18 protein-coding genes and 2 riboswitches are annotated in these 19,323 nt (G+C 30.5%); of the genes, 4 read left to right on the top strand and 14 right to left on the bottom strand.

All coding sequences use genetic code 11. The features are described 5' to 3' along the window. Nucleotides 1-4 precede the first annotated feature (4 nt). From HKP59_RS04185 to thrA, 7 genes are all read right to left on the bottom strand, one after another. Entirely contained in the window at nucleotides 5-1,003 is a 999-nt protein-coding gene (locus HKP59_RS04185; protein WP_291803726.1) for a homocysteine S-methyltransferase family protein, read from the bottom strand. A gap of 151 nt (nucleotides 1,004-1,154) precedes the next feature. After that, nucleotides 1,155-1,259: riboswitch (SAM riboswitch) on the bottom strand. Nucleotides 1,260-1,333: 74 nt separating this feature from the next. After that, entirely contained in the window at nucleotides 1,334-2,581 is a 1,248-nt protein-coding gene (locus tag HKP59_RS04190) for a GTP-binding protein (RefSeq protein WP_291803727.1), read from the bottom strand. A gap of 94 nt (nucleotides 2,582-2,675) precedes the next feature. Beyond that, complete coding sequence (cysD, locus tag HKP59_RS04195) at nucleotides 2,676-3,575, bottom strand: sulfate adenylyltransferase subunit CysD (protein ID WP_291803729.1); 900 nt, start codon at nucleotides 3,573-3,575, stop codon at nucleotides 2,676-2,678. Nucleotides 3,576-3,584: 9 nt separating this feature from the next. Beyond that, on the bottom strand, nucleotides 3,585-4,202 hold the full coding sequence (locus HKP59_RS04200) for a phosphoadenosine phosphosulfate reductase family protein (RefSeq protein ID WP_291803730.1): 618 nt from the start codon (nucleotides 4,200-4,202) through the stop codon (nucleotides 3,585-3,587). Then, on the bottom strand, nucleotides 4,199-4,468 hold the full coding sequence (locus HKP59_RS04205; RefSeq protein WP_291803811.1) for a DUF2061 domain-containing protein: 270 nt from the start codon (nucleotides 4,466-4,468) through the stop codon (nucleotides 4,199-4,201). The genes HKP59_RS04200 and HKP59_RS04205 overlap by 4 nt, the downstream gene beginning before the upstream one ends. A 125-nt stretch (nucleotides 4,469-4,593) precedes the next feature. Further along, the gene (locus tag HKP59_RS04210; protein ID WP_291803731.1) at nucleotides 4,594-5,763 is read right to left on the bottom strand and encodes an aminotransferase class I/II-fold pyridoxal phosphate-dependent enzyme; all 1,170 of its coding nucleotides are present in this window, start codon (nucleotides 5,761-5,763) and stop codon (nucleotides 4,594-4,596) included. A 28-nt stretch (nucleotides 5,764-5,791) separates the two neighbouring features. Then, entirely contained in the window at nucleotides 5,792-9,181 is a 3,390-nt protein-coding gene (gene thrA / locus HKP59_RS04215) for a bifunctional aspartate kinase/homoserine dehydrogenase I (RefSeq protein ID WP_291803733.1), read from the bottom strand. 103 nt (nucleotides 9,182-9,284) lie between these two features. Next, a riboswitch (SAM riboswitch) is annotated at nucleotides 9,285-9,384 on the bottom strand. Between the two features lie 254 nt (nucleotides 9,385-9,638). On the opposite strand from thrA, the gene metK reads away from it, so the two are divergent. Next, nucleotides 9,639-10,895: a methionine adenosyltransferase gene (metK, locus tag HKP59_RS04220; protein WP_291803734.1), complete on the top strand. Its 1,257-nt coding sequence runs from the start codon at nucleotides 9,639-9,641 to the stop codon at nucleotides 10,893-10,895. A gap of 78 nt (nucleotides 10,896-10,973) precedes the next feature. Here the strand turns inward: metK and HKP59_RS04225 are convergent, their stop codons facing one another. The 6 genes from HKP59_RS04225 to HKP59_RS04250 form a co-directional block, all read right to left on the bottom strand. After that, entirely contained in the window at nucleotides 10,974-11,663 is a 690-nt protein-coding gene (locus HKP59_RS04225; RefSeq protein ID WP_291803736.1) for an SIMPL domain-containing protein, read from the bottom strand. Nucleotides 11,664-11,752: 89 nt separating this feature from the next. Then, nucleotides 11,753-12,076, bottom strand: a complete 324-nt coding sequence (locus tag HKP59_RS04230; RefSeq protein WP_291803738.1) for a TraR/DksA C4-type zinc finger protein — start codon at nucleotides 12,074-12,076, stop codon at nucleotides 11,753-11,755. Between the two features lie 42 nt (nucleotides 12,077-12,118). Then, a complete protein-coding gene (locus tag HKP59_RS04235; protein WP_291803740.1) occupies nucleotides 12,119-12,913 on the bottom strand; it encodes a M23 family metallopeptidase in 795 nt (264 codons plus the stop codon). A 76-nt stretch (nucleotides 12,914-12,989) separates the two neighbouring features. After that, the gene (locus HKP59_RS04240; protein WP_291803742.1) at nucleotides 12,990-13,952 is read right to left on the bottom strand and encodes a YitT family protein; all 963 of its coding nucleotides are present in this window, start codon (nucleotides 13,950-13,952) and stop codon (nucleotides 12,990-12,992) included. 92 nt (nucleotides 13,953-14,044) lie between these two features. After that, nucleotides 14,045-14,767: a mechanosensitive ion channel domain-containing protein gene (locus HKP59_RS04245; protein WP_291803744.1), complete on the bottom strand. Its 723-nt coding sequence runs from the start codon at nucleotides 14,765-14,767 to the stop codon at nucleotides 14,045-14,047. A 277-nt stretch (nucleotides 14,768-15,044) separates the two neighbouring features. Continuing rightward, a complete protein-coding gene (locus HKP59_RS04250; RefSeq protein ID WP_291803746.1) occupies nucleotides 15,045-15,563 on the bottom strand; it encodes a PepSY domain-containing protein in 519 nt (172 codons plus the stop codon). Between the two features lie 135 nt (nucleotides 15,564-15,698). On the opposite strand from HKP59_RS04250, the gene HKP59_RS04255 reads away from it, so the two are divergent. The 3 genes from HKP59_RS04255 (at nucleotide 15,699) to HKP59_RS04265 (ending at nucleotide 18,534) form a co-directional block, all read left to right on the top strand. Then, on the top strand, nucleotides 15,699-17,174 hold the full coding sequence (locus HKP59_RS04255) for a HAMP domain-containing sensor histidine kinase (protein ID WP_291803748.1): 1,476 nt from the start codon (nucleotides 15,699-15,701) through the stop codon (nucleotides 17,172-17,174). After that, nucleotides 17,164-17,844 (top strand): response regulator transcription factor, encoded by a 681-nt coding sequence (locus HKP59_RS04260; protein WP_291803750.1) that lies wholly within the window; start codon nucleotides 17,164-17,166, stop codon nucleotides 17,842-17,844. The genes HKP59_RS04255 and HKP59_RS04260 overlap by 11 nt, the downstream gene beginning before the upstream one ends. Nucleotides 17,845-17,919: 75 nt before the next feature. Then, entirely contained in the window at nucleotides 17,920-18,534 is a 615-nt protein-coding gene (locus HKP59_RS04265; protein ID WP_291803752.1) for a deoxynucleoside kinase, read from the top strand. A 6-nt stretch (nucleotides 18,535-18,540) separates the two neighbouring features. On the opposite strand, the gene HKP59_RS04270 is transcribed toward HKP59_RS04265, so the two are convergent. Further along, nucleotides 18,541-19,323, bottom strand: a complete 783-nt coding sequence (locus HKP59_RS04270) for a glucosaminidase domain-containing protein (protein WP_291803754.1) — start codon at nucleotides 19,321-19,323, stop codon at nucleotides 18,541-18,543.

Genomic DNA, 19,323 nt, shown 5'->3' on the forward strand with positions numbered 1-19,323 from the left:
ACAACTAACAACCATCAACCAATCTTGGCTTATAATCCTTTACCAAATCTGCAATTGCTTTAATATGTGCTGGTGTTGTACCGCAACAACCTCCAATTATATTGACTAGCCTTTTGTCTAAGTAGGTTTTAATTTGACTCGCCATTTGATCTGGAGTTTCATCATATTCACCAAAGGCATTTGGCAACCCTGCGTTAGGATGTGCTGAAATTCTAATTTTAGATTTTTGGGCTAACACCTCTAAATGAGGCGTTAACTGATTGGCACCCAATGCGCAATTAAACCCAACTGATAACATTGGAATATGCGAAACTGAAATTAAAAAAGCTTCAGCAGTTTGCCCCGATAAAGTTCTACCACTTGCATCGGTAATAGTACCACTTACCATAATTGGTATATCAATATTTCGTTCTTCTTTAATTTCCTCAATGGCGAAAAGGGCCGCTTTTGCATTTAAGGTATCAAATACGGTTTCAACCAATAACAAATCTGCTCCACCATCTAACAAGGCTTCTGCTTGTTGTTTGTACGCCACTCTTAAATCGTTAAAAGTAACTGCTCTATAGCCAGGATCATTCACATCAGGTGACATACTTGCTGTTCTGTTAGTTGGTCCTATTGAACCAGCTACAAAACGAGGTTTATTCGGATTTTTAGCCGTAAATTCTTGAGCTGCTTCCTTTGCAATTTTTGCCGACTGATAATTGATTTCATACACAAAATCTTCCATTTCATAATCGGCCATGGCAATGGTTGTTCCTGAAAAAGTGTTTGTTTCAATAATATCAGCACCGGCTTCTAAATATTTTCTATGAATTTCTTTAATAGCTTCTGGCTGGGTTAACGAAAGCATATCATTATTCCCTTTTACCGAAAGATGAAAATCTTTAAATTGTTCTCCTCTATAATCTTCTTCTGAAAAATTATATTGCTGAATCATAGTTCCCATGGCACCATCCAACACTAAAATTCGTTTTTTTATTTCTTCTTCTATTGTACTCATCTAATATTATTTTATAAATTCATAGCTTTTGCGTTAGGGATAAAGGTGACATCCTTTTTTGAAAAAAAAGATATAACCGAAAGCCCGACCGCTTGCGGTAACGCCCAAATTAGTATTAAAAAGAAAGAATTTACTTTATGAAGTTTTTCTTGTGTTATCTTCCCACAAAATTGCGGTAGAACGTAGCACCTTCTTTATAGATAAAGGGTTGCTAAGGCTTCAATAGGTCTATTCCCTCTGCCTTTCTTAATAACTTATATCAGCTTGTTTATGAACTTGACTGCAAATAAACGGAATATGAAGTTTATTTACAAGTCAAATTGTTATTTATTAATCAATAAAGCCAGCTCCTACCGTATTATTGGATTGAGGGTCTATCAATATAAAAGCTCCATTTGTTCTATGCTCTTTGAAAGAATCGAAAAATATTGGTTTATTTAATTGAAAAGAAATAGAAGCAATGTCATTTATTTTTAAACTGATTGCATTTGTTTCAATTCCTGAAAAATCGGTTTCAATTTTATTATTGATTGCTTGAACTTTAGCTAACACCTTATGAACGCCATGTTGTAATACATATTTTGAACCTGCAGTAAGCTCTTTGTTACACATCCAAGATACGGTTGCAGAAAATTGTTTTTCAATTTTTGGTAACTCCGTTGCTTTTACAATCATATCTCCTCTGCTCACATTTACATCATTTTCTAAAGTTAAAGAAATAGATGATCTGCGCGCAGCACTTTTAAATTTTTTATCGTTAAAGTAAATTTCTTTGACCTTTGTTTTCGTTTGTGAAGGTAAAACAACTACTTCATCTCCAACATTGATAGCTCCTCCATACACCTTACCTGCATAACTTCTAAAGTCATGATATGCTTCTGTTTTTGGACGGATCACATACTGTACCGGAAAACGCATTTTACCTTTGTTATAAATATTTTGGGTATCTAACTTTTCTAAATGAGAAAGTAATGTTTCGCCTTGATACCAAGACATTGTATGTGACTTTTCAACAACATTATCGCCTTTTAACGCACTTACAGGGATATAGGTAATGTTTTGATCTTCATAATCACTTTTTGTCACTAACTTTTGAAAATCTGCTTTAATTTCATTGTATCTTTCTTTTGAAAAATCAACCAAATCCATTTTATTAATCGCTACAATTACATCTTTAATTCTTAACAAATTATTGATAAAAAAATGACGATACGTTTGTTCAATAACTCCGTGACGTGCATCAATTAAAATAATAGCTGCTTGCGATGTAGAAGCACCTGTAACCATATTTCTAGTATATTCAACGTGCCCAGGTGTATCTGCTATAATATAACTTCTAGTTGCCGTAGAAAAGTAGATATGAGCTACATCAATGGTAATTCCTTGTTCACGTTCTGCAACTAAACCATCTGTTGCCAACGAAAAATCCAAATAATCATATCCTTTTTGTTTACTACTACGTTCAATAGCTTCTAATTTATCGCTTGTTAATGATTTTGTATCGTATAATAATCTTCCAATTAATGTACTCTTACCATCATCTACGCTTCCTGCTGTTGCTATTTTTAAAACTTCCATTAGCCCCTCCTTACCTCCCCAAAAGGGAGGAATATTTTTTAAATTAATTAGTTACACTTTTTTCTTAAACTTTCTATTCATCCCGTTTGGGGATTTAAAAATACCCTTGTTGTTTGCGCTTTTCCATTGCTGATTCTGAACGTTTATCATCTATTCTTGCTCCGCGTTCTGAAATACTTGAATCTCTAATTTCAGCAACCACCTCACTAATGGTGGTAGCATAAGAATCAACTGCCGCAGTGCAACTCATATCGCCAACCGTTCTAAAGCGCACCATACGCTCCTCGACCTCTTCTTCTTCATCTTTGTAAACATATTCCGAAGCTGACCAAATCATTTGATCTCGAACAAATATGTTTCGTTTATGCGCAAAATAGATGGAAGGAATTTCTAAATCTTCATTTTCGATATAAGTCCATACGTCTAATTCTGTCCAATTAGAAATTGGAAACACACGTACATTTTGACCTAATTCTATGGTTCCATTTAGCATATCAAATAATTCAGGTCGTTGGTTTTTTTCATCCCACTGTCCAAAATCATCACGCACTGAAAAAATACGCTCTTTAGCTCTTGCTTTTTCTTCGTCTCTTCTGGCACCGCCTATACACGCATCAAATTTAAATTCTTCAATAGCATCTAAAAGCGTTGTGGTTTGGAGCATATTTCTGCTTGAATAGCGTCCTGTTTCTTCAATTACTTTTCCTTGGTCTATGCTATCTTGTACATTTCTTACAATTAATTCAACACCTAGTTCTTTCACCAATCTATCTCTAAATTCAATGGTTTCAGGAAAATTATGACCTGTATCTATGTGCATTAAAGGAAAAGGAATTTTTGCTGGATAAAATGCTTTTTGAGCCAATCTTACCAATGTAATAGAATCTTTCCCTCCAGAAAATAATAAAACAGGTTTTTCAAATTGTGCGGCAACTTCTCTAAAAATATAAATTGCTTCGTTCTCTAATGCATTAATATGTATAGTTTCTGTCATACTCTATATTTATGAATGCAAACCGCATTCTCTGGTTGCTACTACTTTTGTTGGATCAAAATAGGTAAACTCATTTGGTAAGTTTCGTTCAACTAAATAAGTGTCGAGTTCAGCATCAGACCAATGATAAAATGGACTTACTTTTAATAAACCATCTTTGCTTCTCGAAACAATGTCAATACTGCTTCTAAAAGCTGTTTGACCTTTTCTTAAATTCGTAAACCAAACATCTGCTTTGTGCTCTTTCATTGCTCTATTAAAAGGTTCTAACTTTACTTGCTCTGTAAACAATTTATGAAGTGGATCTTCAATTTGAGGAATTCCCATCAATGCGTCTCTATATGCCGAAGTTTGTTTAGGAACATATAGATGAACATTTAATGCTAGTTTTTCAATTAGTTCATTTGCATGAGCATATGTTTGAGGTGTATTATACCCTGTATCGCACCAAATAACTTTTACATTTTTATCAACCTGAGTACAAGCATATAAAATTGCGACTTCATACGGTCTAAAATTAGTAGTCACTATTGGATTTTTAGCTTGACTTAATGCCCAAGTAATAATTTGTTCTGGCGACTTATCTTTTAATTGTTTGTTTATGTTCTCAATTTCTATATCAATCATTGTTTTCCCCATTTAATAAAATTCCAAATTCGTTCATGAAAAAAATACAGTATCATTTTAGTTACTACTTCTATTAAACCAATAGATAATGCCAGCGTAATTTTACCCGTAATAAGCCATGAAATAACCACAGTATCTATGGTTCCCACAATTCTCCAACTAATTGCTTTGACAACACTACGTAGTGCCTTTTCTGTGTTTTGGACTTCACGAAAGCTTTTTTCAGGCGCAGTGGCTCTTGAAGTAGCAATAGAATCTAAAATCATTTTAATGTATTCCGTTTTTTCAAAGGTCAAAAATACATGATTCAGAATACTCTACCAACTAACTAGACTTTAATTTTTAAAGAATTTTGTTTTTAAATTTAAATAAATGAAGTTTAATTTAAATATTATTTAGATAATGCCTGATTGATATCTTCTATGATATCCGAAATATGTTCCAATCCAACAGATATTCTAACCAACCCTGGTGTAATTCCCGCAGCCAATTGTTCTTCTGAAGACAGTTTACTGTGAGTTGTAGATGCCGGGTGCGTAACAATAGTTCTAGTATCACCTAAATTAGGAGATAATGAGCACATTTTAATTGAATTTAAAAATTGTTCACCTGCTAATAAACCTCCTTTTACTTCGACAGCAATAACATTACCTCCCAATTTCATTTGTTTTTTAGCAACTTGAAACTGTGGATGGGACTTTAAAAATGGATATTTAACTTTTAAAATTTTAGGATGATTTTCTAAAAATTCAGCTAATTTTAAGGCGTTCTCACAATGTTTTTCAACTCTTACAGCCAACGTTTCTAAACTTTTAGATAACACCCAAGCATTAAAAGGCGATAATGCCGGACCTGTATTACGAGAAAACAAATAAATTTCACGTACTAAACTAGATTTTCCAACTACCACTCCACCCAAAACACGACCTTGTCCGTCCATTAATTTTGTAGCCGAATGAATCACCAAATCTGCACCAAACTTAATAGGTTGCTGCACATATGGCGATGCAAAACAATTGTCGATTACCAATAGTAAATTGTGTTTTTTAGCAATAGCACCTAGCAATTCTAAATCAATAATATCAACACCTGGATTGGTTGGAGATTCTGCATATAATATTTTTGTTGAAGGCTGAATTAACTCCTCAATTTCTTCAGGTCTATTGATATCAAAATAAGAAGTATTGATATTCCATTTTGGAAAATAATTGATAAATAAGGAATGTGTTGATCCAAAAACTGAACGAGCAGAAACAATATGATCACCACTTTTTAATAAAGCTGCAAATGTTGAAAATACAGCGGCCATACCCGTAGCGAATGCAAAACCATCTTCTGCCTCTTCCATTTTAACTACTTTTTGAACAAATTCAGAAGTATTTGGATTGCTATAACGCGAATAAATATCTCGCTCTTTTTCTTCCATAAAAGTTGCCCTCATTTCTTCTGAATCCTCAAAAACAAAACTTGAAGTTAAGTATAATGGTGTTGAATGTTCTTGAAAATGTGATCGCTCTAATTGCGTTCTAATCGCTTCTGTTTCGAAATGCTTATTGCTCATAATATCGTTTATTTATTGAATCTCTTTTTTAATTTTTATCTGCTAATCGTAAAATATCACCAAAAACACCTCTCGCTGTTACGGCTGCACCGGCTCCCGCTCCTTGAATTACCAATGGTTTTTCTCCATAGGATTCGGTATAAATTTCAAAAATAGCATCAGCTCCTTGTATTTGCCCTAAAGCACTATTACTTGATACAGATACTAAATTTACATCTAAAATTCCTTTGTCTTGTTGTAAATCGCCTGATAAATCGCCAATGTATCGTAACACATGATTTTCTTGTTGATTATCTTTTAACTCTTGGTAATGTGTGTCCATGTCGCTTAACCGCTGCAAAAACTCTTGAGTAGTTCCTTGTCTTAAATCTTCAGGAATCAAATTTTCAATATTCACATCATCAAACTCGTTTTGTAAATCTAACTCACGAGCTAAAATTAATAATTTTCGTCCAACATCATTTCCACATAAATCTTCACGGGCATCAGGTTCCGTATATCCATTTTCTATTGCTTCTTTTAAAACTGCGCTAAACGGTTTGTCTTGTATGGAAAAATTATTAAATAAATAGCTTAACGACCCTGAGAATACACCGCGTATTCTGGTAATATTTTCACCTGAATCATGCAATAACTTAATGGTATCAATTAAAGGTAAACCAGCTCCAACATTCGTCTCATACAAATATGATTTTTTATGTTCCTTCATGGTTGCACGTAATTCTTTATATGAATTATATGTTATGGTATTTGCTATTTTATTTGATGATATTAAATCAAATCCATTTTCAACCAGCTGCAAATAGTTTTCAATAAACTCATTACTTGCCGTATTGTCTATCGCTATTAAATTTTCCAAATGATTTTTTTCGGCAAAATCAATGACATCAGTTACCTTATAATTTTCTAAAGAATGAACTTCAAAATCACTTTCCCAATTAGATGAAATTCCTTCTTTATCTAATAGTACGGCTTTTGAATTTGCAACGGCAAAAATCTTTAGATTGATGTTTTTACGTTTTAAAATGTTTTGTTGACTTTGAAATATTTGATTAATTAGCGTACTACCAACTAACCCTTTTCCAAAAATGGCAATATTTATATTTTTTGAAACTCCAAATATTTCACCGTGAATTACATTTGCAGCTTTGTTTAAATCGGATTTTTGAACAACTAAACATACATTTTCACCTGTAACAGTGTTGTTAATTAAAATTGGTGTGATATTATTTTTAATTAAAGCACTGTACGATTGATTAAATGAGTGCAAACTTTGACCGATAATTGAGATTACTGAAATGTTTTCTGTAATATAAATCTGACTAACATCTTTATTTTTAAATTCATTTTCAAATTCATTTTCAAGAACTTGTTTGGCCTTATACCCATCTTTTGCATCAACAATAAAGCCAATACCTCGTTCAGAAGAGCCCTGAGAAATAATACTAACACTTATATTATCCTTCGCCAGCGCATTAAAAATTCGAGCATCAACACCTACTTTACCCAGCAAACCTCTACCTACCAAATTTACCAAAACAACATCTTCATCAACAGATAACGATTTTATACCACCAATTTCAGTTTCAGAACCAATTAAAGTACCTTCATTATCCGTATCAAAAGTATTTAAAATTCGTAAGGGAATGTTTTTTTCTATTAACGGTATAATTGTTTTCGCATGTAAAATATCTGCTCCAAAGTTTGCCATTTCATTTGCCTCTTGATAAGACAATTTTTCTATCTTTTTTGAAGTAGCAACTAAATCGGGGTTTGCCGTGTAAATTCCATTTACGTGTGTATAATTTTGAAGTTCTTCGGCATTTAAAAAATTAGCAATTAATGACGCTGAATAATTACTGCCATTTCTACCAAGTGTAGTAGTTTCTCCTTCTAAATTAGAACCAATAAAACCTGTAATAATTTGAATAGCATTTTTATTATGTTTAAAATGTTGAATCACATTTTCTTTTGAAAGACTGTGAATTGGCAACGCTTTTCCAAACTGATTATTGGTTTTAATTAACTCACGCGTATCTACAAAATTAGCCTTAAACCCTTGCTTATTTAATAAATGTACAATTGTCTTACCCGATACAATTTCTCCTTGGGACAGTACTTGATCTTTAATTTTTTCGCTGTAGTCGCCTAATAATTTTACACCTCTAAAAATCTCATGAAGTAGGTTAAACTCTTCAGATAAATTAACTGTGCTGTCAATCGCTGTTTGATAATTCTTAAATATTTCAAACTCTTCTGAATAATCAATATTATTTTTTGCCTTATCTAAAATTGATTCTAAATGATTTGTACTATTTCCTCTTGCCGAAACAACAATAGCTATTTTTTCATTTGCATTAATTTTGGTTGAAATAATTTTTAAACTACTCTCTAAACCCAAACCATTTGCTAAAGATTTTCCGCCAAATTTTACAATCTTAATATTATTGTATTTTGAATTTTTATTAAAAATTGGCGCAATTATTTTTTCTAATTGTTCATATTCAATTAAAAAAGCATCGTGCCCGTGTACTGAATTAATTTCATTATAGGTAACATTTGGATTTGTTAATGCTAATTGTTTGTGTGTTTCTTTGTTTTCTTCAGCAGTGAAAAACAAATCAGAATCCACACCAATAATATGAATATTGGCTTTTATGGTATCTAACACATTTTCTGATCTCTCTTTGGTAACATCAATGGTTTTTAACAATTGATTCATTAATTTATAGGCAGATAATTGAAAGCGTTGTTGTAATTTATTCCCATGATGTAATAGCCAACTTTCTACATTAAAAATTTCTAAATCGTCATTTTTTGAACGTTGGAAGCGTTCTTTAAAAGATTCAGGGGTCCTATAGCATAACATAGCATGCATACGAGCATCATGAACTGGGTTGCTTGAATTCGACAAAAATTGCTCTTGAATTTGACAATTAGCAATCAACCAATCGGTAGATTTCCAATCGGTTGCAACCACAATTAAATGTTTTGTAATTATTGGATTTAATACCGCCATTTCCCAAGCAATCCCACCACCTAAAGAACCTCCAACTATCGAAAATAATTGGTTAATTTTAAGTTCATGTAACCCAATTAAAAATAAATGAGCGATATCTCTCGCCACAAAATCTTTATAATTTTCAATTACAAATTCATCAAAACCATTCCCAGGTATATTAAATGCTAAAATGGTATATTTTGCTGTATCTATTACTTTGCTTTCACCTACTACATCTTTCCACCAACCTTTTTCTCCAGCAACATCAGAATTACCCGTTAATGCGTGATTTATTAAAACAATTGGTGCGGTATGCAACTTTTTTCCAAATAACTGATATGATAGTTGTATGTCTTGAGGCTCTGTTCCTTTTTCAGAACTGAAATTTTGTATTGTAATGTAATTTAATTGATTCATCAATTTATATTTATATATGTTAAACAACCATCTCACTGGTTTGATATACTTAAATAAAATTGTTAGAAAAAAATGCAGGAAACTACCAAATGGCAATTAGGTTTGGTTATCTATCCGTATGGGTAGAATTTAGCACCTTCTTTATTAATAAAGGGTTGCTAAGGCTTCACAGGGTCTATTCCCTCTGCCTTTCTTGATAACAATAGTCAATAAGTGTATGAACTAAGGAGCAAATTAACGCATTAAATTCTTACAAAACAACACTTTTTAAAATAAAAATAACTTTTTGTTTTTTATGATTTTTAGTTTTTGTAAATTTGCAGTCGATAATTCAAGAGGAAGGATTTGAACTGATTGCAACCTCATTAAAAAATGCTAAAGCAGTAATTATTTACTTCTTTTAGCGACTATAGCAATCACATCAATTCGACCTTAAATTTAACTAAAAATTAAAATTATGTCATATTTATTTACCTCAGAATCTGTTTCTGAAGGACATCCAGATAAAGTTTCTGATCAAATTTCAGATGCTTTAGTTGATAATTTTTTAGCATTTGATGAAAACTCTAAAATTGCTTGTGAAACTTTGGTGACGACTGGTCAAGTAGTTTTAGCTGGAGAAGTAAAATCTGAAACCTATTTAGATGTTCAAAAAATAGCAAGAGATGTAATCAATAAAATTGGTTATACTAAAAGTGAATATATGTTTGATGGAAACTCTTGTGGTGTTTTTTCTGCAATTCATGAACAATCACAAGATATTAATCAAGGAGTTGATAAGGCTTCAAAAGAACAACAAGGAGCAGGCGACCAAGGAATGATGTTTGGTTACGCTACCAACGAAACTGAAAATTTTATGCCGTTGGCATTAGATTTAAGTCATAAAATTCTAGTTGAACTTGCTGAATTAAGAAGAGAAAATAAGGATATTACTTATTTACGTCCCGATTCTAAAAGTCAGGTTACCATTGAATATACCGATGATAATGTTCCATTTAGAATTAAAGATATTGTAGTTTCAACACAACACGACGATTTTGGCCCAAATGATGATGCCATGTTGAAAAAGATTAAAAGTGATGTTATTTCAATTTTAATTCCTAGAGTAATTGCAAAATTACCAGCAGCGATAAAAGCATTATTTAATGATAGTATCGTCTATCACGTAAATCCAACAGGTAAATTTGTTATTGGTGGACCACACGGAGATACAGGGCTAACAGGACGAAAAATTATTGTTGATACCTATGGTGGAAAAGGTGCTCACGGTGGTGGTGCATTTTCAGGAAAAGACCCTAGTAAAGTTGATAGAAGTGCTGCTTATGCAACACGTCATATTGCTAAAAATTTAGTGGCAGCAGGAGTTGCTGACGAAATTTTAATTCAGGTTTCATATGCCATTGGAGTTGTTGAACCTATGGGAATTTATGTAAATACAAACGGCACTGCAAATGTTGAAAAATCTGACGGTGAAATTGCTGAAATTGTAGCTACTATTTTTGATATGCGACCTTTTGCTATTGAACAACGTTTAAAATTACGTCAGCCAATGTATTTAGAAACTGCAGCATATGGTCATATGGGTAGACAAACTGAAACTGTTTCTAAAACATTTAAAAATGTAGATGGAACGGAAAAAACTATGGAAGTAGAGCTATTTACTTGGGAGAAACTAGATTATGTTGAACAAGTAAAAGAAGCTTTTAATATCTAGTTTATTTTAAAAATTAAAAAATTAAAAACCTCAAATTAGAATTCTAATTTGAGGTTTTTAATTTATATTAGTGACGGTCTATTCGATTTTAAATTTGATGTTAATTTCACTTTGAACTTTAATTTTTTGGAATTCAATATCAATAGGTTCAAATTTTTTATCATAAGCAACTTCCATAACTAAAGATCTTGATTGCATTGAGTAATTGTTATTATTATAAACATCAGAAATATAAATTGCCCCACCTACTTTTTGGTTTAATGGTTTTAATAAAGCGGCTGCTTCTCGTTTAGCCTTACTAACCGCTTTCGTTTTTAAATTAAGTTTCAATTCATCAATTTTTGAATACTCGGTTTTATGAAATTGCACATTTGAAATTCCAATTTCTTCAAGCCCAACAATTACCTTGCCCGCCGTTAAACCATCATAAACAACTAATGAGTATGCTTTACTTTTCAATATATCTTGTCTTTTTAGAAAGTACTTTTTAAAATTACTTGCTACATCATTTATCATTAGCTGTTTTTTTAAATCTATTCCTAAAGAAACTAATTTAGCTGCCATTGCATTTTCAAATTCCTCAACAGAAACTTTACCTTTGGTATCTTTTTCCGCTATTAGAATATTTAAATAAATCCTATCGGGTGTAACAAGCGTATCAACTTGTGCTCGAGTTTCAATATAAGGTTGATCAATAAAATTTTTGGTTTGTGCAAACGCACTCGTAATAATTAGACTAAGAACAAGAAGAAGGATCAATTTTTTCATTTTACTATTTTTAATTGTTAAACTACTTTGAATGAACAATAGTTATACCAAATTATAATTTCACTATTTATTTAAGAGTTAATACATATTTATTGAGCACAATTCACACAAAATAAACTTTCTGGTCGAATTAAAATTCTCCCTATTGGGATTGGTTTTTTACATTTTAAACAAATTCCAAATTCTTCACTTCCCAGTTGAGAAAAAACACGTTGTAAATTTCTCAATTTACTTTCAGCTTGCCTAAGAGATGCTTCCACAACGCTTTTATTGTTAATCGCATCCATACGAGAAACACGACCAATTGCGCAATCTGGCTCAATAGGTTTTGACAATTCTTTATATTCTTTAATTGTGTTTTCTGTTAAAGATATTTCTTCAAGAAGTTTTTGTTTAATTTCATCACTGTCCATAGATCAAATATAACTATTCTATGCGTATTACATCGTTTCGATTTAATATAAGAATAGTTGATGATTCATTACATTTGCATATCCATAACCAACCGTAGAGCTCCAATAACCATATTCCCAATACCCAGCAGAAGGTTCTGTGAAATTCTCTCCATATCCACCATAAAACTCTTCATTACCAACATCGGTTGCTCTATAATATCGCACCTCAAAATGAAGGTGTGGTCCGCCAACAGTTTCTGCATATAAGTGTTTTGAAATTAAAGCTCCTTCTCTAACATACTGTCCTTCTTGGTATAAAAATTCTTGAGCATCTAAATCCAAATCAATATGGGCATATATTGTTACTAGCTTTCCAATTAATTCGCCAAGATCATCTTCTATATTTTTTGTAATTGAAACATATTGACGGTATTTATCTACATCTCTTGCCGTTGAAATATACCCTTCGTGGGTTGCATATACATTAACGTTAGTTACAAAATTTCCTACGTATACATCAACCGCGGGATGATATTGGGTTGCTGGACCGATCCCTTTTTCATCACCAAATTTAGTTTTAACCACATAATTGGGTCTTTCTTCTGATGAACCTAACGGATGATAAAATTGGATTTGCTCAACCTCACTTATAAATTGATCGACTTCATTTTTAAATGGATTCGCTATAGTTGACACATAATAAGATGGAGTTAGCATATTCATATAGGTACTCTCAGTAGATATCGTATTATCTTCATTTATAATAACGTCCTCAATAACTGAAGAGTCTTTCGAACAACCAAAATTGAAGGAAACAATAAAAATTATTAAAAAATATGGAAATTTGGTAAACATAACCTTGTTTCAAACTTTATTCAATTATTATAATTAATTTTTAGACTCTTAAAATTTGATTTAGTTTAATGTGCTATTATTTGAGTGGGCGCTTTTTTATCATTCCCCCTTTGGCATCTTTTATACTATGCATTACAATAAAAGCTTCTTTGTCAATTTTATCAATTTCTGTGTGAAGTTTCGCCAATTCTAACCTCGTAATAAGTGTATAAAGTATATCTATTGATTTTAATACGTGCCCTCGCTTACCAAAACCTCTTTTACCATCATAAATAGTACAACCCCTTCCCATAGTTTCAACAATAGCAAGTCTAATTTCCTCATTTTTATCTGAAATTATAGTTACACCAACATATTCTTCTATACCTGAAACTACAAAATCTACTGTTTTTGAGGCTGCCAAATACGTTAAAATAGCGTACAAAGCAATTTCCATTGAAAATACATAAGCGGCAACTCCAAAAATTAAAATATTGAATATTAAGATAATATCCCCAATTGTTAGGGATGTTTTTCGGCTGATAAAAACCGCCAATACTTCTGTTCCGTCAATAACCGAACCTCCACGAATTGCTAAACCAATTCCCATTCCTAAAAAGAAACCACCAAAAACTGCAATTAATAATTTATCATTTGTAATTATTGGGAATGGAATAAAATGTACAATAATTGCTAATAACAAAATAGCTACAATACTACGTAAAGCAAACTGTTTACTTATGGTTGAATATGCCATAATTATAAACGGTAAGTTAATAACTACTAATAAAATAGATAATGGTAATTCCGTAGATTCTGAAATTATAAGTGAAATACCTGTTACACCTCCATCAATAAAAGTATTGGGTAATAAAAACCCTTTTAAACCAAATGCAGCTGATATAATACCTAATAAAATGAAGAAACTATCTCTAATTAAATGCGAAAATTCAACTTTTGTATTTATAATTACTTTTTCAATTTCATTTAATTCAATTTTTTTCCTTCTTAACTTTCGTTTTGTTAACTCATCTACAATAAATTGAAAAATTGGCTTCATATATACTATTTTTTAACTTTTATAATTTTTACTCAACCGAGCAATTGGAATGTCCGCTTCAAATATTCCATTTCTAAGGTCTATTCTATTTTCTAGTTTTTACTTGAAATAAAGTTAAAAACTTCACGAATTGTTTTTTTTCTAATTTTTCGTTGTAAATCCATATCTACTGATATCAGCGTGTATTGAAATTTCACCTCTAAATAATCCATTTTCATTTCAACAACTCTTAAATTATATGATTGTGGTTCTATATAATCACTAAAACCTTCTAGTGATAGAATGATTTCCTTTTCTAGTTCTTCAATATTGCTTATATATTTTAAAGCAATTTGAAAATCTACAGTCATTAATCTTGCATCTCTTTTCGTGTAATTTATAATTTCATTGTAATGCACTTTCGAATTTGGGATAATTACCGTGTCATCATCATCATTAAGGATTTTTACTTTGAGCATATTTATTTCAACAACTTTACCTTTTTGATTATCTATTTTAACATAATCATTTATTTCGAAGGTGTTTGAAAAACTTAAATAAATACCACTTAAAAAATCAATAATATACTCTTTTGATAAAATCGCTAAGGCTGCTGCTACAATTGTTAAAGAGGTAATTAATTCTTTAGGATTTACTCCAAATAAGCTTATAATTGTTAAAAGCAATCCAATTCCTATTGTGAAATTAGCAATATTTTCAATTCCAAAATGGACATTATTTTTCTTTCCTTTCTTAATTTTATTTTTTTTAGAATAAAAATATTTAATCACATTTGCTGTTATATTTATAGCAATGTAAAAAATTAAAAAAGCCATTATTGTTTGAAACTGATAATACTCAAAAATTATTTTTGAAGTAATCGCATTGAAATATTTTACATATAGTATTAGAACTAATAATATAACATTTAATAAAAATATCCATTTCTTTTTCATTTCTTAACTTTAATTCAAGAATAAGTATAGCTGCAAAGATAATTGAAGTTAGTATCTAAAAAATATATTTTTTAAACTTCATTTAATAATAGCTGTTATGGGCAAGCAATTAATTTTGAGATTATTATCTTCAAATTAACAACTAGAAAAGTTTAATTTATTTAACAAAAATCAGCAATAAAGTAAGAATAATACCACCTAGCGTAAAATACAAGCCTTTTCGAAATGTTTTAGTTTTAGGTAAAAACATCCAAAAGGATGAGATTGCAAAAAACAAAAGTGACAAACCAAAAAAGATATTTAACCAATATAATGGACTTTTTGTAGAGGCTTTATGCAATTGAGTCATTTTATTTAAAAGAAAAGGAAGTTCTTTTACCGTATAAGTTACAACTCCTGTTTTACTATTATAAGAACCATTCGAAAACTGTAAAATCTCATTTTCAGTGTTAGTAATCTTAAAATTTTTAATTTTTAATTCTTTCCCTATTTCGGCTGCTTCTAATGATGGTTGCAGTTTCTTTTCAATTTGGTTATCAACTTTTAATGCATCGGTATTTCTAAAAACCAAAATTATTCCGCTTAAGGCATAAACAGTCATAATACCTGCTAAAAAAAAACCTAAATAACGGTGAATAATTCTCATATAAAATTGAGTTGATTTTTTCCTTGTCATAAATTTTAGTTTTTTTATGTTTAAAATTTTAATTAGATACAAACTTATAAATTCTTTATCAAAATAGTAGGTTAATTAGTGTTAACTACTGTTAAGCAATTCGGATAATACAATTTATGTCCTTAACTTTGAAATATGAATAAGAAAAACTACAAATGGGTTGTTTATTTTATTGGTATTACGGTAGTTACAACAATTGCAGTACAAGTATATTGGAATTACAGAGAATATCAAATTAACAAACAAAATTTGATTAGCAAGGTACAACTAAGCCTAGATAACTCCGTAGAAGCTTATTTTGTAAACTTAACAAAATCGGGAATTATTACCTACAAATCTTTAGATTCTACAAATTTAAAAGAAAGAACGGATACGATTGTTTTAAGTACAAATTCTAAACGTAGTTTAAGAAAAAAAATGGATAGTGCCATTTACAATATGGCAAAGTTATTAGAAGACGAACGACCAATTTTAGTGAAAAGCAGAGAAGATAATTATTATCCTTTTATAACTGCAAATCGAGCATTTCCTAAAAGTATAGATAGCTTAATTTCTAAAGTATTTGTTTCTATTTCTAGAGACACTTTAGATTTAGAAAAACTAAACACGTATATAAGCAATGAGTTTGTTAGAAATAATATTAATGTTAGCTATGGTCTTAAATACAATTATCATGTAAGGCATTCGGGTGATAGTATCATAAAAAAAACGAAGGAATACCAATTAGAAAATTTATCAAACAAGTACCTAACTACAACTTCAAATTCTACATATTTACCTCATCGAAGTCAATTAGAATTATTCTTTACCAATGAGACCGCTCTACTTTTAAGAAATTCGTTTATTAGTATTTTACTCTCTCTGCTATTATCGGCAAGTATTATTGCAAGTCTTTTTTATTTATTGAAAACTATCTATAAACAAAAACAGTTAGCTGAAGTAAAAAACGATTTAATAAGCAATATTACACACGAATTTAAGACACCTATTGCCACAATTTCTACTGCATTAGAGGCTATGAAAAATTTTAATGCCCTAGATGATAAAGTAAAATCTCAAAAATATATTTCTATAGCTCACTCTCAAGTTGATAAATTGAATTTAATGGTTGAAAAAATACTTGAAACTGCAACACTCAATCAAAAGAAGTTAGTTTTACATAAATTACCTGTAGATATTGCACGTTTAATTGAAGAAATTGTAGAAAAGTATATGGTTGTAAATACAAGTAAACATTTTAGTTTTAACAATAATATTGGTACAACGTTTTTAAACTTAGATCAATTTCATTTCGAAAATGCCATTGGTAATATTTTAGACAATGCAATTAAATATGGTGGAAATTCAATTCATTTAGAATTAAATTCAGAAAATAATCGTATTTTTCTAATCATTAAAGATGATGGAAACGGAATTTCTAAAGTGTATAAAGATAAAGTTTTTGAACAATTTTATAGAATTCCAACAGGCAACACTCACAATGTAAAAGGCTTTGGTATTGGATTGTATTACACGAAAAACATTATTGAAAAGCACGGTGGAAGCATCCGTATCATTTATGATGAAAACAATTTTACATTGTTTAAAATTGAATTACTAAATGAACACTAAAATAAAAATATTACTAGCTGAAGACGAACCTTCTTTGGGACAAATAATTAAGGAAAGTTTAGAAACTAGAAATTTTGAAGTACTCCTTTGTGAAGATGGAGAAATAGCCTACAATACTTATAAAACTGAAAGCCCTTTGCTACTAGTTTTAGATGTAATGATGCCAAAAAAAGACGGATTTACATTAGCCAAAGAAATTAGAGAAGAAAATTCAGAAATTCCAATTATATTTTTAACAGCAAAATCACAAACCAACGATGTTGTGGAAGGATTTAATTTAGGTGGAAATGATTATTTAAAAAAACCTTTTAGCATGGAAGAGCTTATCGTTCGCATAAACTCTCTGCTCAAAAGAGCTAAAAAAGATGAAAACACCGAGCATATGGCTATAGGTAGTTATATTTTCAATCTAAAAAAACAAACACTACAATTAAATGAAGTAATTGAAACTTTAACCCATAGAGAAGCACAACTTTTGTTTCACCTTGTAACCAATAAAAATAAAGTTTTAGATCGCTCTTTTATTTTAAAAAAACTTTGGGGAGATGACGATTTTTTTAATGCGAGAAGTATGGATGTGTTTATTTCAAAACTTCGAAAAAAATTAAAAGGAGATTCTACTATTCAAATTTTAAACATTCGTGGCTACGGTTATAAATTAATTTATTAACAGTTTCCAATTGTTTTATTATAACATAAAAAAAATAAGTAACTTTATCACCTTAAATTTACTTAACAATTAATTATGCACGTAGCAATTGCTGGAAATATTGGAGCTGGAAAAACAACATTAACAAAGCTTTTAGCGAAACATTATAAATGGGAGCCTCATTTTGAATCTGTTGATGAGAATCCATACTTAGACGATTTTTATGGTCAAATGGAACGTTGGTCTTTTAATTTACAAGTATACTTTTTAAACAGTAGATTTCGCCAAGTTCTTGAAATAAGAGAAAGTGGAAAAAGTATTATTCAAGACAGAACTATTTATGAAGATGCTAGAATTTTCGCTCCTAACCTACATGCAATGGGCTTAATGCCAAATAGAGACTTTAATAATTACGAATCTCTTTTTGAACTAATGGAACGTTTAGTGAGCCCTCCTGATTTGTTAATTTACCTAAGAGCTTCTATTCCAACCTTGGTTGGTCAAATTCACAAAAGAGGACGCGATTATGAAAATTCAATTAGCATTGATTATTTAAGCAGATTAAATGAACGTTATGAGGCTTGGATAACAAAATATACAAAAGGAAAATTATTAATTATTGACGTCGATAATTTAAATTTTGTAGACAATCAAGAAGATTTAGGAAATGTTATTGGAAAAATTGATGCTCAAATAAACGGGTTATTCTAATAATATTTATTGTACGCTCAATACTTGACCAATATTAATATTGTTAGAATTTAAGCCATTTAGTTGCTTCAATTCTTCAACAGTTAATCCATATTTTTTTGAAATAGAATACAATGTATCTCCTTTTATTACAATATGCCTTGTAGAAGTATCAACGTTCTGTTTTGTAAATGATTTTCCTAAAACCTCTGTATCAAATTTATGCAAATCGTACTTTTCAATCAATGCTATTAACTTCGCTGGATATCTTCTATCTGTTGCATAACCTGCCGAACTTAAACCTTTGGCCCATTCCACATAATCTCCTTCTTGCAATTTAAATAAATTTGCATATCTGCTTCTTCCAGTTAAAAATAAAGAATGGTCTTTAAATGAATTTGCAGGGTCTTTATAAACTCTAAAACAATCATCCTTTTTATCGTCATCATGATAAACGCGTTTACCTTTCCACCCTTTATGACATTTAATTCCAAAATGATTATTAGATTTTCTGGTTAACTCACTTCGACCACTTGATGATTCTAAAATTCCTTGTGCTAATGTAATACTTGCAGGAATTTTATATTTTTTCATAGATTCCATAGCGGTATTTTTATAGCGCTTTATATAGTCTATTGTAGCATTTGTTATGGGACTGTTTGAAGGTTTCTTTGTTATAACCGAACTTTGTCCTCTTTTCTTAACTACAACTTGTTTTTTTGTACTTCTAGAAATCGTTTTCTTTTTTGATTTACAGCTAAATAATAAACCAATTGATAAAAGACATATAAAAACATATTTCAACTTCAT

The organism is Lutibacter sp. (assembly GCF_013041805.1).
Lineage (GTDB): Bacteria > Bacteroidota > Bacteroidia > Flavobacteriales > Flavobacteriaceae > Lutibacter.